This is a genomic window from Aromatoleum bremense (assembly GCF_017894365.1).
Lineage (GTDB): Bacteria > Pseudomonadota > Gammaproteobacteria > Burkholderiales > Rhodocyclaceae > Aromatoleum > Aromatoleum bremense.
The window spans coordinates 2,982,855-2,997,513 of the sequence record NZ_CP059467.1 but is presented as its reverse complement, the minus strand read 5'-3'; the positions used below and the strand labels follow the sequence as shown (position 1 = coordinate 2,997,513).

The 14,659-nt window shown below is 65.8% G+C and carries 15 protein-coding genes and 1 tRNA gene; 7 read left to right on the top strand and 9 right to left on the bottom strand.

Annotated features, from left to right (window positions below; genetic code table 11):
* Position 1: 1 nt before the first annotated feature.
* From glcE to pbN1_RS14015, 4 genes are read right to left on the bottom strand one after another with little or no spacing between them, the layout of a single operon-like run.
* Positions 2-1,084, bottom strand: a complete 1,083-nt coding sequence (glcE, locus tag pbN1_RS14030) for a glycolate oxidase subunit GlcE (protein ID WP_169203327.1) — start codon at positions 1,082-1,084, stop codon at positions 2-4.
* Positions 1,081-1,239, bottom strand: a complete 159-nt coding sequence (locus pbN1_RS14025; RefSeq protein ID WP_169203319.1) for a hypothetical protein — start codon at positions 1,237-1,239, stop codon at positions 1,081-1,083. Before pbN1_RS14025 ends, glcE begins: the two co-directional genes overlap by 4 nt.
* Positions 1,239-2,750: an FAD-linked oxidase C-terminal domain-containing protein gene (locus pbN1_RS14020; RefSeq protein WP_169203328.1), complete on the bottom strand. Its 1,512-nt coding sequence runs from the start codon at positions 2,748-2,750 to the stop codon at positions 1,239-1,241. The genes pbN1_RS14025 and pbN1_RS14020 overlap by 1 nt, the downstream gene beginning before the upstream one ends.
* Positions 2,747-3,502, bottom strand: coding sequence for a FadR/GntR family transcriptional regulator (locus pbN1_RS14015; protein ID WP_169203329.1), 756 nt, complete (start codon positions 3,500-3,502; stop codon positions 2,747-2,749). Before pbN1_RS14015 ends, pbN1_RS14020 begins: the two co-directional genes overlap by 4 nt.
* A 170-nt stretch (positions 3,503-3,672) precedes the next feature.
* Here pbN1_RS14015 and pbN1_RS14010 point away from each other — a divergent pair, with 170 nt between their 5' ends.
* The 6 genes from pbN1_RS14010 (at position 3,673) to pbN1_RS13985 (ending at position 10,259) form a co-directional block, all read left to right on the top strand.
* Positions 3,673-5,385, top strand: a complete 1,713-nt coding sequence (locus tag pbN1_RS14010) for a SulP family inorganic anion transporter (protein ID WP_169203330.1) — start codon at positions 3,673-3,675, stop codon at positions 5,383-5,385.
* Positions 5,386-5,478: 93 nt separating this feature from the next.
* Positions 5,479-5,691 (top strand): 30S ribosomal protein S21, encoded by a 213-nt coding sequence (gene rpsU / locus pbN1_RS14005; protein WP_011238288.1) that lies wholly within the window; start codon positions 5,479-5,481, stop codon positions 5,689-5,691.
* Positions 5,692-5,785: 94 nt separating this feature from the next.
* Entirely contained in the window at positions 5,786-6,232 is a 447-nt protein-coding gene (locus pbN1_RS14000) for a GatB/YqeY domain-containing protein (RefSeq protein ID WP_169203331.1), read from the top strand.
* Positions 6,233-6,269: 37 nt separating this feature from the next.
* Positions 6,270-8,099, top strand: coding sequence for a DNA primase (gene dnaG / locus pbN1_RS13995; RefSeq protein WP_169203332.1), 1,830 nt, complete (start codon positions 6,270-6,272; stop codon positions 8,097-8,099).
* 49 nt (positions 8,100-8,148) lie between these two features.
* Complete coding sequence (gene rpoD / locus pbN1_RS13990; RefSeq protein WP_169203333.1) at positions 8,149-10,140, top strand: RNA polymerase sigma factor RpoD; 1,992 nt, start codon at positions 8,149-8,151, stop codon at positions 10,138-10,140.
* 43 nt (positions 10,141-10,183) lie between these two features.
* Positions 10,184-10,259, top strand: a tRNA-Ile gene (locus pbN1_RS13985).
* A gap of 81 nt (positions 10,260-10,340) precedes the next feature.
* Here the strand turns inward: pbN1_RS13985 and cfa are convergent.
* Positions 10,341-11,534, bottom strand: a complete 1,194-nt coding sequence (cfa, locus tag pbN1_RS13980) for a cyclopropane fatty acyl phospholipid synthase (protein ID WP_169203334.1) — start codon at positions 11,532-11,534, stop codon at positions 10,341-10,343.
* A 232-nt stretch (positions 11,535-11,766) separates the two neighbouring features.
* Between cfa and pbN1_RS20965 the strand changes: the two genes are divergently transcribed.
* Entirely contained in the window at positions 11,767-11,952 is a 186-nt protein-coding gene (locus pbN1_RS20965) for a DUF3641 domain-containing protein (RefSeq protein ID WP_248279804.1), read from the top strand.
* Between the two features lie 10 nt (positions 11,953-11,962).
* Here pbN1_RS20965 and gloA read toward each other — a convergent pair whose 3' ends face one another.
* Genes gloA through pbN1_RS13955 form a run of 4 tightly spaced genes read right to left on the bottom strand, consistent with a single transcriptional unit; the run spans position 11,963 to position 14,653 of the window.
* Complete coding sequence (gene gloA / locus pbN1_RS13970) at positions 11,963-12,346, bottom strand: lactoylglutathione lyase (protein WP_169119492.1); 384 nt, start codon at positions 12,344-12,346, stop codon at positions 11,963-11,965.
* A gap of 9 nt (positions 12,347-12,355) precedes the next feature.
* Positions 12,356-13,081 (bottom strand): M48 family metallopeptidase, encoded by a 726-nt coding sequence (locus pbN1_RS13965; RefSeq protein ID WP_244857262.1) that lies wholly within the window; start codon positions 13,079-13,081, stop codon positions 12,356-12,358.
* A gap of 47 nt (positions 13,082-13,128) precedes the next feature.
* Positions 13,129-13,878 (bottom strand): competence/damage-inducible protein A, encoded by a 750-nt coding sequence (locus pbN1_RS13960; protein WP_169203335.1) that lies wholly within the window; start codon positions 13,876-13,878, stop codon positions 13,129-13,131.
* 10 nt (positions 13,879-13,888) lie between these two features.
* On the bottom strand, positions 13,889-14,653 hold the full coding sequence (locus tag pbN1_RS13955; protein ID WP_169203336.1) for an EI24 domain-containing protein: 765 nt from the start codon (positions 14,651-14,653) through the stop codon (positions 13,889-13,891).
* Positions 14,654-14,659 lie beyond the last annotated feature (6 nt).

The window sequence follows — 14,659 nt, the reverse complement described above, 5'->3', positions numbered from 1 at the left end:
TTCAGATTCCCTCGTAGAGGCGGCCGGAATTGAAGATGCCAGCGGGATCGAAGGCGTGCTTGAGGCGGCGATGGATCGCCATCAGCGGGGTCGGCAGCGGGTGGAAGACCTGCCCGTCCCGCGGTCCGCCGCGGAACCGCGTCGCATGTCCCCCAACCGCGGCAGTCCGCTCGCGGATCGCTTCCGCGGGGGCCGTCGACCGCAGCCAGCGCAGCGCGCCGCCCCACTCGATCAGCTGATGTCCGTCGAGCTTCAGCGGCGCGGCGGCGCTTGGCACCGACAGCCGCCACAGGGACGTGCCCGGCTCGTCGAGGGCGGCGTTTTCGAAGAAATCCACCGTCTGTTCGCGCAGCCCGCACCAGAACACATCGGCCGCCTCCTTCGCGACCACTTCCCCACCGAGCCGCGCGAGCGCCGCGCGCACGGCGGCGTCCGCGCCAGACAGGCGCACGTTCAGCACCCCGTCGCTCCACGCCGAAGCCGACAGCGGCAGCGGCTGACCGCCCCACTCGTTGAGCCGCGCGATCGCCTCGGCTTCGCTCATCGCGAGGCTCAACGTCGCCTCAGCGACCGGCCGCGGCAGCACCTTCAGCGACACATCGAGGATCACGCCCAGCGTTCCGAGGCTGCCCGCGATCAGCCGCGAGACGTCGTAGCCGGCGACGTTCTTCATCACCTGGCCGCCGAACGTGAGCACTTCGCCGCGGCCGTCGAGGATCTTCACGCCAAGCACAAAGTCGCGCAACGCCCCGGCGGCAGCGCGGCGCGGACCGGAAAGCCCGGCTGCGACACAGCCGCCGATCGTCGCCGTAGCGCCGAAATGCGGCGGCTCGAACGCCAGCATCTGCCGGCTGTCGTCGAGCAGCGCTTCGAGTTCGGCGAGCGGCGTGCCGGCACGCACCGTAACGACCAATTCGGTCGGTTCGTAGCTGACGATGCCGGCATGACCGCGCACGTCGAACAGCTCGCCTGCCGGCGCGCGCCCGTAAAACGCCTTTGTCCCGCCGCCACGAAGCTGCAGCGCAGTCCCGGCCGCCGCGGCTACACGCACGCGTTCCTGCCACTGATCAATCAAGTCGCTCATTCGCCCTCTGCCTTGGTGATTGCCTTGCGCTCTGCCCCGAACTCACCGGACTGCCGCGTGCGCCGCTGCGCGACCGCGCGCAGCGCCAGCCACGAACCGACCAGCGACAGCACCGGCACGCCGACGAGCAGCAACTGGATCCACCCCTTCTCCATCAGAACCGGGGGATATCCGGGTACGGCACGTGCCCCTTGCTGACCCGCTCGCGGCCGTACTCGGCGCAGCGGTTCAGCGTCGGGATCGCCTTGCCGGGATTGAGCAGCCCGGCCGGATCGAAAGCCGCCTTCACGCGGAAGAACGTCGTGATCTCGGGCCGTGAAAACTGGCTGCACATCTGATTGATCTTCTCGATGCCGACGCCGTGTTCGCCGGTGATCGTGCCGCCGAGGGCAACTGACAACTCGAGGATTTCGGCGCCGAATTCTTCCGCCCGCGCGAGTTCGCCCGGCTGGTTCGCATCGAACAGGATCAGCGGATGCAGGTTGCCGTCGCCGGCGTGGAAAACGTTGATGCAGCGCAGACCGTGCTTGCGTTCCATCGCCTGGATCGCTTCGAGCATCTCGCCGAGGCGCTTCCTCGGGATCGTGCCGTCCATGCAGTAGTAATCGGGCGAGATGCGCCCGGCAGCGGGAAACGCCGCCTTGCGCCCGGCCCAGAAGCGCATCCGCTCGGCCTCGTCGCACGACACGCGGATCTCGGTCGCGCCCCCCGCTTCGAGGACCGCGCGGACGCGCGCGATCTCCTCGGCAACCTCTTCGGGCGTACCGTCCGATTCGCACAGCAGGATCGCCTTGGCGTCGAGCGGGTAGCCGGCGTGCACGAACTGCTCGACCGCGGCGGTGGCCGGCTGGTCCATCATCTCGAGTCCGGCGGGGATGATGCCTGCGGCAACGATGTCGGCCACTGCGGCCCCCGCCTTGATGACGTCGTCGAACGCGGCCAGCACGCACTGCGCGAGCTGCGGTTTGGGCGTGAGCTTTACGGTCACTTCGGTAACGACGGCCAGCATCCCTTCCGAGCCGGTAACCAGCGCAAGCAGATCGTAGCCGGGCGCGTCCAGTCCGTGATTGCCAATCTCGACGATCTCGCCTTCGATCGTCACGCCGCGCACGCGCAGCAGGTTATGCACCGTCAGGCCGTACTTCAGGCAATGCACGCCACCCGAGTTCTCCGCGACGTTGCCGCCGATCGTGCAGGCGATCTGCGACGACGGGTCCGGCGCGTAATACAGACCGTGCGGCGCCGCCGCTTCCGAGATCGCGAGGTTGCGCACGCCCGGCTGGACCACGGCGGTGCGTGCATGCGGGTCGAGCTGCAGGATCCGGTTGAAGCGCGCGAGCGACAGCACGACGCCGTGCGCATGCGGCAGCGCGCCGCCCGACAGTCCGGTTCCGGCGCCGCGCGCGACCACCGGCACGCGCATCGCGCTGCACGTGCGCAGGATCGCGACGACCTGTTCTTCGCTCGTCGGTAGCGCAACGATGAGCGGCAGCTGCCGGTACGCGGAAAGACCGTCGCACTCATACGGCCGCAGATCCTCCGCGTCATACATCAGCGCCCCGGCGGGCAGCACGCGCGCCAGCGCTTCGACCAGCTGCACCTTGTCGACCGCGGAGAAATCCACGTCCCGCTCACCCGGTGCCGGCGCTTCGGCGTCGAAGTTCATTGTGCCCTCTCCAGTTGTTCATTACCCCAGCGCAACGGATCGAGCCCGAGGCGGCGCGCGGCGCATACCAGGTGGGCCTGCGCTGCCGCTCGCGCGGCGTCCGCGTCGCCACAGGCGATCGCCTCGAAAATCCTTGCATGTTCGGCCTGCGCCTGCCGCGCGCGTCCGCTACGGTGGCCCTCGCCGCTCCACGTCGGCACCCGGGAATCGGAGAACTGCCGCCCCATGAAAGCCTGGAAGCGCTCGATATGCGGATTCTGCGTCGCCGCCGCGATGGCGACATGGAACGCGTCGTCGTCACCCACCGCGTCGGATGCCGACGCAATCGCCTCGTCCATCCGCACGAGCGCTTCACGCATGCACGCCAGGTCCGCCGGCGTGCGGCGCAGCGCGGCGCGCTCGGCCGCGCCGGTTTCGACGAGACAACGGAGCTCGAAAACGTCCGAGATTTCGTCCGTCGGAATCGTTGCGGACGGCGACGGTCCGTGCAGCAGGCGGAAGCTGCCCTGCCCCGGACGTGCGGCGACATAGGCGCCGGAGCCCTGGCGCGTCGTCACGCATCCATCGGCCTTGAGCCGCGAGATCGCCTCCCGGATCACGGCCCGGCTCACGCCGAATTTCTCGCACAGCAGCTTTTCCGTCGGTAACTGCGCGCCCCTCGGGAGCCGCTGCTCGCTGATCCAGCGCTCGAGCTGCCGGGCGATCGTGGCGCTGAGATGAGGAGGACGTTCGGGTATCGGGGTGGCGCTCATCGCTCATGTCTTCGCAAAGTTGTCTGACAACTTTCGAATACTAACCTCCAAACGTCCCGACGTCAGCATCGGGATTTACCCTGATGCGCCGCCCGCGGATTGTGCCCACGCACCCATCTGCCATTTGCTACCATCGGCTTCCCGCCCGCCGCCCCGAGGCTCCGGATTCAATGACCTCGCCCCCGCCGCTGATCGACCGCCTGCTCCCCTTCCTCGCATGGCGCCGGCAATGGTCGGCAGCCTCGCTGCGGGGCGACCTGATCGCCGGCGTCGCGGTTGCGCTGATGATGATCCCGCAGTCGCTGGCCTATGCACAGCTCGCCTCCCTGCCGCCTCATGTCGGGCTTTACGCCGCGCTGCTGCCGGCAATCGTCGCTGCGCTCTTCGGCTCCTGCGCCCAGCTGTCGACCGGTCCCGTCGCGCTGACGTCGATTCTCAGCGGTGCGAGTCTGCTGCCGTTCGCCGACCCGGCTTCCCCGGCCTTCCTGACACTCGCGATCCTGCTCGCACTGCTGTCGGGGCTCATCCAGCTGGCCCTCGGTGCGCTGCGCGCCGGGTGGCTGCTGAATCTGCTCTCCCGTCCGGTGCTGACCGGCTTCATCAACGCCGCAGCCCTGATCATCGGGCTGTCGCAGTTGCCGGCGCTGCTCGGCGTGGTGATGCCGCAGTCGACGCATTTCCTGATCGACTTCTGGACGGCGCTGGAAGCCCTCGACACCGCGCATCCGCTGTCGGCGGCCTTCGGAGCAGGGGCGCTGCTCGCACTGCTCCTGCTCAAGCGTTTCGCGCCAGGATTCCCGGCGGTATTGATCGTCGTCGCCTGCGCGACAGCGACCTCGGCGGCAGTCGGCTACGGGTCCCGCGGCGGCGCGGTCGTCGGAGCGATCCCGGCCGGCCTCCCCGTCCTCGGCGTTCCGGAGTTCGACTGGAATGCGGCGGTCGCGCTGATCCCGGCCGCCTTCGTCATCGCGCTGGTGAGTTTCATGGAAGCGACTTCGAGCGCCAAGCTGATCTGCGGAAAAAGCGGTCAGGACTGGGACCAGAACCAGGAACTGATCGGCCAGGGCCTGGCGAAAATCGCCGCAGCGATCAGCGGCGCGCTGCCGGTCAGCGCCTCCTTCTCGCGCTCGGCGCTCAACTACGTATCTGGCGCGAGGAGCAGCCTCTCGTCGCTGATCGCCGCGGCGTGCGTGCTCGTAACGCTGCTTTACCTCACGCCGCTCCTGTGGCATCTGCCGAAGCCGGTGCTCGCCGCAATCATCCTGCATGTCATCACCGGCCTGATCGATTTCCGCGCGCTCGGCCGCGCGTGGCAGGCCGGGCGCGACGACGGCCTCGCCTCGACGCTCACCTTCATCGGCACGCTGGTGTTCGCGCCGAACATCCAGAACGGCGTCGTCGCGGGATTGCTGCTGTCGCTGGCGTTGATGCTCTACCGCGAGATGCGCCCGCGCACTGCCCTGCTGGGCCTGCATCCCGACGGCACCTACCGCGACCTCGCACGCTTCGGACTCGAGCATCCCGACCCTGCCATCGTCATCCTGCGCTTCGACAGCCCGCTCACGTTCGTCACCGCGGCGGCCTTCGAGCGCGCCGCGCTCGCAGCAGCGGCCGCCCACTCCGGCGTGCACACCGTGCTGATCTCCGCAGCCGGCATCAACATGATCGATGCGACCGGCCTGCACACGCTCTCGATGCTGATCGAGCGACTGCGCGGGACGAACAAGAACCTGGCTTTCTGCGGCTTGAAAAAACAGGTCATCGACGTGATGCAGAAAACCGGCCTGTGGCTGCGGCTCGGCCCGCACGCCGACTACCGGACCGAACACCAAGCCCTCGAAGGCCTGCGCCAGGACGCACCGGAGGCCACGCCGAAGCGCTGACTCTATTCCGCCAAAGTTTAGGGCTTGGCTTGACGCCTGCCAGTCGTTATAATCCGCGTTTTTCCGCCTACAAGACACACAAGGACGTTCGCAATGCCGGGTATTCGCGTCAAGGAAAACGAGCCGTTTGAAGTCGCCATTCGCCGCTTCAAGCGCACCATCGAAAAAACCGGTTTGCTGACTGAGCTTCGCGCCCGCGAGTTCTACGAAAAGCCTACCGCGGAACGCAAGCGCAAGTCGGCCGCCGCGGTCAAGCGCAACCACAAGCGCCTGCGTAGCCAGACCCTGCCGCCGAAGCTGTACTGATCCGTCACCGGTTCAGCCGGCCGGCACCACGCCGGGCGCGAGTCGTCGGATTCGTGCCCGGCGTGGCTTTTGCATTTTCGAGCTGGAGTACATCATGTCTCTCAAGGAACGCATCCAGGACGACATGAAGGCGGCGCTGCGCGCGAAGGATAGTGCACGCCTGTCCGCAGTCCGTCTGCTGCTCGCTGCAGTCAAGCAGCGCGAGATCGACGAGCGGGTCGAACTGGACGATGCCGCGATCACCGCCACCGTTGAAAAACTGGTCAAGCAACGGCGCGACGCAGCCAGCCAGTACGAAGCCGCAAACCGGCCGGAACTGGCCGCCGGCGAGCGCTTCGAGATCGAGGTGCTGTCAGCCTATCTTCCCGAGCCGCTGTCCGACGCCGAACTCGACGAGGCGATTACCGCCGCCGTCGGCGAATCCGGCGCCACGAGTCCTGCGGACATGGGACGCGTCATGGCGTTGCTGAAGCCACGCCTGGCGGGTCGTGCCGACATGACCGAAGCCTCGCGCCGCGTGCGCGCGAGGCTGTCGAGCTGACTGCCTGCCGCCCCAGCGGGCGGGTAGGCGCCCGGCCATGATTCCGCAGTCGTTCATTCAGAACCTGCTCGCCCGGGTCGACATCGTCGACGTCATCGAGCGCCACCTGCCGCTGAAAAAAGGCGGCGCCAACTACTTCGCCTGCTGCCCGTTCCACGGCGAGAAGTCGCCGTCGTTTTCGGTCAGCCCGACCAAGCAGTTCTATCATTGCTTCGGCTGCGGCGCCCACGGCAGTGCCGTCGGGTTCCTGATGGAATACAGCGGGCTGCCGTTCGTCGAGGCAATCAAGGAATTGGCCGCCCAGGCAGGCTTGCAGGTGCCGCACGAACCCGGCTCGAGTTCGCGCAACGATACGAATCCCGCCCACGCAGCGCTGATCGAGGCGATGACGGTGGCGGCGCAATACTACCGCGACCGGCTCAGGCAGGCGCCCACGGCGATCGACTACCTCAAAAGACGCGGCGTCAGCGGTGAAATCGCCGCGCGCTTCGGCATCGGCTATGCCCCCGACGACTGGCAGGGCTTGCGCAGCAGCTTTCCGGACTACGACGCCAAGGCGCTGCTCGAGGCCGGACTCGTGATCGAGAATGAAGCCGGACGACGCTACGACCGCTTCCGCAATCGGATCATGTTCCCGATCCAGGACCGGCGCGGGCGCATCATCGCGTTCGGCGGACGGGTCCTCGACAGCGGCGAACCGAAGTACCTGAACTCACCGGAAACGCCGCTGTTCGAAAAAGGTCGCGAACTCTACGGGCTGATCCAGGCGCAGAAGTCGATCCGCGACGCCGGCCATGCGATCGTCGTCGAAGGCTACATGGATGTCGTCGCGCTCGCGCAGCATGGCATCGGCAATTCGGTCGCGACACTTGGCACCGCGACGACGACGCACCATATCAGCGTGTTGCTGCGCCAGTCGCAACGCGTCGTGTTCTGCTTCGACGGCGACGCGGCGGGCCGCAAGGCCGCTCGACGTGCGCTCGAATCCTCGCTCGAAGCCCTGCGCGACGACGTCACCCTCGCCTTCCTGTTCCTGCCCGAGCAACACGACCCCGACTCGTTTGTGCGCGCCCACGGCGCCGACGCGTTCCGCCAGGCCGCTGGCGCCGCGACGACGCTGACAAATTTCCTGCTGCGCGAACTGCAGACGGACTGCGCGCTCGATACCGCAGAAGGACGCGCGCGCCTCGTTCATGAAGCGAAACCGCTCGTCACGCGGATCACGGCGCCAATGCTGCGGCTGCAGATAGTGAAGTCGATCGCCGAGGCAAGCCAGTTCAGCCAGAGCGAAATCGAGCGCGCATATGGGCTGTCCGCAGAGGCCCGCGAATGGCCGGGCGAACGCACCGCCGCCGGTCTGGCCCATCGCCCTGCCGCTGCCCCGCCCCCCCGATCAGGCCAGGGAATGCGTTCACGCCGCAAACCGCCTTCGGCCGTGGGCACGCTCTTGCGGCTCGTGCTCCAGCACCCCGCCCTGGCCGCGCGACTGCCGGTCGACCTCGTCCCGACAATGAACGCGGAGGGCGAAGCGCTGGTCGCAATCATCGACGCGACAAACACCGGCGATCTCGCAGCGAACGTCGGGCTCGGCGCACTGGTCGAACGCTTCCGGGAAACCCCGCACGGGGAAACGCTGGCGAAAACCGCGGGCGAACTTGTCGACGCGGAGTTCGACGATGCGGTCGTCGAGGTACTTTTCGAGGACACGCTGCGCAAACTGCACGCCGACGCGATCGCCCGTGAAATCGCCGGACTGACCGCCCGGGAGCGCGAATCCGGCCTGTCGTCGATCGAGCGGCACCGGCTTGCAGCGCTCTTAATCGAAAAAATGAACCTCGTCAATCTCGGCAAAGTCCAAGATTTTTAGTATTATTGCAGGTTACCCAATTCATTTCTCGCCCGAACCAAGGAGTACCATGGCCCGCGAAAAAACCAAGGATTCGCGCAAGGACAGCCCGAAGGGACGAGCTTCCAGAGCCAAAGACAAAGCGGTGCTGGTAGCTGAAGGTCCCCAAGTGGCACCTCTCGACGCCGAGGTTCGCCGCACCCGCCTCAAGACCCTGATCACGCTCGGCAAGGAGCGCGGCTATCTCACCTACGCCGAGATCAGCGACCATCTCCCGGATGATGTCGCCGATGCCGAACAGATCGAAGGCATCATCGCGACCTTCAACAACATGGGCATCCGTGTCTTCGACGAGGCTCCGGCTGCCGAAGACCTGCTGATGTCGGACGCGGTGCCGAGCAGTGTCGACGAAGACGTCGCCGAAGAAGAGGCCGAGCAGGCATTGTCGTCGGTCGACTCCGAGTTCGGTCGCACGACCGACCCTGTACGCATGTACATGCGCGAAATGGGCACGGTCGAACTGCTCACCCGCGAAGGCGAAATCGAGATCGCGAAGCGTATCGAGGACGGTCTGCGTCACATGGTCCAGGCCATTTCCGCCTGCCCGACGACGATCGCCGAAATGCTCGAGATCACCGACAAGGTCGCCCGCGACGAGATGCGCATCGACGAGTTGATCGACGGGCTCATCGATCCGAACGCAGCCCAGGCGCTCGAGGCGCCTGCGGCCGAGGCAGCCGATGACGAAAGCGCCGCGGACGACGAAGTCGAGAGCGAAGACGTCGGCGACGACGACGACGAAAGCGACGAAGACAAAGAAGCCGCGGCGAACGCTGCGACGCTGCTGCAGTTGAAGAATGACGCGCTGGTGCGTTTCGCGATCATCCGCGAGTTGCACGAGCGGAAGATGGCCGCCCTGGCCGCGGCGGGCTCGCAGGACCGCACGTACCTCGATCTGCAGCAACAGATTTCCGGCGAACTGCTGAACATCCGCTTCACCGCGAAAGCGATCGAACGCCTGTGCGACTCGGTGCGCCACATGGTCGAACAGGTCCGCGGCCATGAGCGCCACATCCTGCAATTGTGTGTCGACCGCGCCGGCATGCCGCGCCAACACTTCATCAAGGTGTTTCCCGGCCGCGAGATCGATCTTGACTGGCTGAAGGACGAAATCGGCGCCGGCAAGAACTACGCCGAAGGCCTGATGCGGGTGCACCCTGCCGTGCTCGAGGAACAGCAGAAACTGATCGACCTGCAAACGCGCATCGGCATCCCGCTCAAGGAGCTCAAGGACATCAACCGCCAGATGTCCACCGGCGAAGCGAAGATGCGCCGCGCGAAGCGTGAAATGACCGAGGCCAACCTGCGCCTGGTGATCTCCATCGCCAAGAAGTACACGAATCGCGGCCTGCAATTCCTCGACCTGATCCAGGAAGGCAACATCGGCCTGATGAAGGCCGTGGACAAGTTCGAATACCGCCGCGGCTACAAATTCTCGACCTACGCGACGTGGTGGATCCGCCAGGCTATCACCCGCTCGATCGCGGACCAGGCGCGCACGATCCGCATCCCGGTGCACATGATCGAGACGATCAACAAGATGAACCGCATCAGCCGCCAGATCCTGCAGGAAACCGGCCAGGAGCCTGATCCGGCGACGCTTGCCGAGAAGATGGAGATGCCTGAGGAGAAGATCCGCAAGATCATGAAGATCTCCAAGGAACCGATCTCGATGGAAACGCCAATCGGCGACGACGACGATTCGCATCTGGGCGACTTCATCGAAGATCAAGCCACCCTCGCGCCGGCCGACGCCGCGATGTACTCGAGCCTGCGCGACGCCACCGGCGAAGTGCTCGACTCGCTGACCGCGCGCGAAGCGAAAGTGCTGCGCATGCGCTTCGGCATCGAAATGAACACCGACCACACCCTCGAGGAAGTCGGCAAACAGTTCGACGTCACCCGCGAACGCATCCGCCAGATCGAAGCCAAGGCGCTGCGCAAGCTGCGTCACCCGAGCCGTTCCGAACGGCTGCGCAGCTTCCTCGACAGCGACGCCTGACCCCCACGCCGCGCCCGCCTCTGCGGCGGGCGCTCCCCTTTCCGGGCCCATAGCTCAATGGTTAGAGCAGAGGACTCATAATCCTTTGGTTGCAGGTTCGAGTCCTGCTGGGCCCACCATGAGAATCAAGCACTTGCGCCAATCCTTCGGGGTTGGCGTTGTGCTTTTTACCGTCGCGGATCCGCGCGTCGATGCATTTTTCAGCTTTCAGGCGCCGCCCCTGCCGCCGGATTGTTGCCGGGGCGCCGGTACCCTCCGGGGATGCCTTCCGGCGAAAATACCCACTGCCATAGTTGTATGTCGCGGGCACGGAATGCGCCGGCGCAGGACAGGAGGTAGTAACGCCACATGCGGCGGAAGCGCTCGCCGAGTCGGTCCCTGAAGCGTGGCCACGCGGCTTCGAAGTTGCCATACCACGCCATGAGCGTCCTGTCATAGTCGGCGCCGAAGTTGTGCAGGTCCTCTACGATGAAGAGATCGTCGACTGCGTCGCCGATCTGGCCGACCGACGGAAGCTCGCCGTTGGGGAAAATGTATTTGTCGATCCAGGCGTCGGAGACCAGGTCGCGCTGGTTCTTACCGATTGTGTGAAGCAGGAACAATCCGTCGTCGGCGAGACAACGTCGCGCGACTTCCATGAAGGTGTGGTGGTTCTTGCGCCCGACGTGCTCGAACATGCCGACGCTGGCGATGCGGTCGAAGCGCTCGTTGACGGAACGGTAGTCCTGCAGGCGAAACTCCAGCGGCAAGCCGGCGTAGCGCTGCTGCGCCCACGCGGCCTGCTCCTTCGACACGGTGATCCCCACACAATCGACCCCGTAGCGCTCGGCAGCATACCCCATCAGGCTGCCCCAGCCACACCCGATGTCGAGCAGCCGCATGCCGGGTTCGAGGCCGAGCTTGCGGCAGATGAGGTCAAGCTTGGCTTCCTGCGCCTGTGCGAGGTCGCTCGCACCCTCCCAGTAGGCGCAACTGTAGGTCATGCGCGGATCGAGCATCGCCGCGTAGAAATCGTTGCCGAGATCGTAATGCGCCTCGCCCACTCGCCAGGCCCGCTTCAGACTTTGCCGGTTGAGCAGGCGTGTGCGCAACGCATGGAACGCCAGGCGCAGCGGCTGCACTTTCCGGTCCAGGTGGGCGCGCAGGATATGGCTGAAGAACTCGTCGAGCCGGTCGGCTTCCCAGTGGCCATCCATGTAGGCCTCGCCGAGACCCACGTTGCCCATCGAAAAAACCCGCTCGGGAACCTTTCCGTCGAATACGCGGATATCCCAGGGACGACTGCCGCCGATGTGCACGTCAGCTTTCTCCAGCAGTTCCACCAGCATCTGGTGGAGGTGGGATTCCTCGCTGGCATTATGTTCACGGCGTTCGCTTGATGTCGGATCGGACATGGGAAGCTTCCTGTCACTTGCGCTCCGTTACCTGTCACGCATGCTGCAAGCGTGGACACCCCCGGACGGTGGAAGAGTTCCGCCCACGCAGTCGCCGGGAGAAGCATATGGCTGCCGCCAACGTCTTAAGGATGGTCGAAACCTTCCGCCTCTTCAACTGCCGATCGCTGCCGAGTCCGTTCCGGTCGATCGAGGTGAGATGCCATGGCGCGCGGAGCTGCAGTGAAAGCAACTGGGGCTACCGATCGCCGACAGCGCGGACGATCGGCAGCACATCACCTCGGCCACGGCGGCCGCCCTTGCAGGACGACCGATGCGCGTGGCCGACCACTGCTACGGAGGCACGGCCGGACAGGGGTCGAGCTGCGGCGGAGCACTCGACGAGGAAACGATGGCGGCAACCCGCCGCGGGGGCTGAGGCGGGCGGTTCAGCCGCGCTGGATCAGTTCGATCTTGTAGCCATCCGGATCCTCGACGAAGGCGATCACCGTGTTGCCATGCTTCATCGGGCCGGCCTCGCGCACGACCTTGCCACCGCGCGCACGAATGTCGTCGCAGGCCCGCCGGGCATCGGGGACAGCCAGCGCGATGTGGCCGAATCCGTTGCCGAGGTCATAGGCCGACACCTCCCAGTTATGCGTGAGCTCGATCACCGCGCTGTCGGCCTCATCCCCATAGCCGACAAAGGCGAGCGTGAATTTTCCTTCCGGATAGTCCTGGCGCCGCAGCAGGCGCATGCCGAGAACTTCGGTATAGAAAGCGATCGAACGGTCCAGATCGCCAACTCGTAGCATTGTGTGAAGAATTCGCATCGGCAGTCCTCAGTCTTCGTTCAGGGTTTCGTCGCGGCTTCCGGGCTCGATGAGGGGCAGCGTTTGTCCGGCCGCCCGCAGCCGGGTGCGAGCCGTTTTCCAGTCGGGATAAAGCTGCGCGACCACGGCCCAGAATCGCGGCGAGTGATTCATTTCAACCAGATGCGCCACCTCGTGGGCGACGACGTAGTCGATGAGTTCGGGAGGCAGATGGATCAACCGCCAGTGCAGGCGAATGCCGCTGACCGAACTGCAGCTGCCCCAGCGCGTTCTCGCCGACGATAGCCGGACGGGCGGCGTGTTGCGCCCAAGCCTGAGGCAGTATGCGGCCACGCGTTCGGCAAACCACGGCAACGCACGCTTGCGCAACGCGCCAGTGATCGCGCCGCGCGGATCACGCGTCTTCCCGAGGACGAGTTCTTCCGTGCCATCGGGACTTCGTCGCCAGTGCGACGAGCGCCCGGGTTCGCCGACACGCAGGCAACAGCTTTCGCCCAGAACCGGCAGGCACGCGCCGTCGACCGGCTCGAACGGCGGCGGCCCGGACTGTGCCTGACGGGCCGCGATCTTGCCGAGCAGCCAGTCCTGGTGCCCAATGATGAAACGTTCGACATCCGCCTCACGCGCCGGCCGCGGCACCGCGACCTTCACGCCACGATGATCGATCTGCAAGGCGAAGGTGCGCCGCACCGAGCGGCGCAGCACATAGGACACGTCCTGCCCCGCCAGTTGGATCACGCGCCGTTCCTCGGTCGCGGCAGGACGACGCAACGATGGCAGTTTCAACGCTTGTCCTGCCACTCGTAGCCGCGCGCAGCCACTTCCAGCCGGATTTGCGCCATCGCGGCGGCAACGCATGCGGCAGCACCTTTCATGCCGAGCTCGATCGAACGCCGCTCGCCCGGGGCGGCAACCGTCGGCAGGCTGAACAGCGTCGCATCCGGATAGTGCGCTGTAACGGCTTCCATCAGGTCGACGAGCTGGCCCTCATACGCATCCCATACCGTGATGGCTTCCTCGACGTAGTCGTCAGCATGATGCAGCGCGTGAAACCGCGTATCGAGCACCCATTCGACCATCGGCCACGCCATGACGGGAAATCCGGGTACGAAAAAGTGGTTCCGAATCGAAAACCCCGGGATGCGGTTATAGGAATTCGGCACGATTTCGGCCCCCACCGGAAACATTCCCATCTGCAGCCGGTGCGCGTTGATCTCGTTGCCGAACCGCTCGCGTATCAGCACCTCGGCTTGCGGATGCAACGCCAGATCCACACCCAGCGCCGCCGCGGCCGATTGCCGCGTGCGATCGTCCGGCGTCGCGCCGATACCGCCGAAGCTGAACACGATGTCGCCGCTCGCGAAAGTCTGGCGCAGTGTCTCGACGAGGCGCGGCGCGTCGTCGCCGGCATACCGCGCCCACCCGAGCTTGAGCCCGCGAACGCCCAGCAGTTCGATGAGCCTGGGCAGATGCTTGTCGGCCCGTCGGCCCGACAGGATCTCGTCTCCGATGATGAGTGCGCCGAAAACCATTGCAGGGTCCCTAGGACGGAGCACCGGGCAGTGCGTCGAGCACCGTGACACCGCGCGCGATGCGTTCGCGGCGCAAGGATTCGAGCATGAAATGCACGAAAGCCAAGCCGCAGAACGCCGGAGCCAGCAGATTGACCAACGGCACATACGCCAGCAGCGCGCAGCCGCCGCCGAGCAGCAGCATCGGCGGGCGCAGCACCCGCGGCAGTCGTGCCAGTTCCTCGCGGTCGGCGTGCAGCATCAGCGCGTCGTAACCGAACGCGCGCTGGTTGAGCCACGCGGTCAGCACCAGCGAAATCACGATGCCGACGCCGGGGATCAGCCAGAACGGCAGCGAAACAAGCAGGCCGAGCAGGAACAGCATCCCGGCGACCAGCGCATTCCATGCGCTGCCCAGATTTGAGCCGCCCTTTCGCCGCTCGATATCGGCGTAATCCCGCGTCGCCACGCGCTCGAGGATCATCGGCAAAGCAAACACCGCGACCAGCAGCGCGGCCGTCACATAGACCAGCGGCAGCAACGCGAGCACCAGCGCGATCTTCACCAGGGTCAGCACCGTCGCGGCACCGATTTCGGAACCGGTCAGCCAGTCGCGCGCGAATGTCCAGCTGTCGATCCACGCCATGATGCCTTCGACGACCGGCGTCCACAGGAAGACCGCGGCCAGAATCCACAGGAGCAGCGCGACGACGCTCGGCCACAGCAGATGCACCAGCACGCCGCGGCGTGTAAGGCTGCGCAGCGCGCGGCCGAAGGCAATCAGGATGTCTCTCATGGCGCG